At 43.1% G+C, this 750-nt stretch carries 1 protein-coding gene; it reads left to right on the top strand.

The genetic code is table 11. The annotated features are described in order from the left end of the window. Positions 1-63 precede the first annotated feature (63 nt). Positions 64-750 (top strand): hypothetical protein (locus A3735_RS02620; RefSeq protein WP_197485619.1); only part of this gene is annotated, 687 nt, incomplete at its 3' end.

The following is a 750-nucleotide window of genomic DNA, read 5'->3' as shown; positions in this document are numbered from 1 at the left end:
AACAAAATTGCTTTGTTATTTCTATCGCTAATGATGGCTAGTAGTACGAAGATATATGCAGAAATGCAGTCGCTATCTGACAGTGATTTATCTGAGGTCGATGGCCAAGGCATCGGTTTAGTGATGGATGACTTTATTTTCAGTCACGGCCATAATCCAAGCGAAGGCAAGGTATTCAGGATTAGTGGTGTAACTAACAGTGCTGGAGAAGACGTTGTAATCAACGTTAATCAAATGTATATCGCGCGTGCAGGTAGTAATTATGGGGAGACTCTAGAGGGTGTAAATCTAGGTAGGCTAACTAACCCATACGAAATTGATTTATTAAATGGTGATGACCCTGATATTGGCTTACCCGGAGAGGCGGTACTTGAATTTGCGGCACCTAGGAAGGTTTTAGATACTGCTCAAGGTTATGACTGTTTGACTGGTGCTGCAGGTGGGGAGTGTTCTAGTAGACCTTCATCTGCTGAATGGGTAAATGGGGAGAGGCCAGATCTTGGCTTAGAACTTGAAATTAATGATGGTGCTCTTGCAAGCAATTTAAACATCAATGTTGAAAGTGCCGTGTTTGACGGGTCTTACTTGCGCTTGTGGGGCGATGACGGGGAAGAGCGTATGGCAGCAGAGTTTCGTCTTAACTTTTATTCTCCCTCCATTGAGGTAAGTACTTGTGAGCAAATTAATCAAGGTTGCTCATCTAGCATTAAAATGTCCAACTTCCAAATGGAGTTGGCTTTAGGTCACACG

This window comes from Oleiphilus sp. HI0061, from assembly GCF_001635675.1.
Note: the sequence above shows the minus strand (reverse complement) of the source record. Positions and strands in the feature narration are given on the sequence as shown.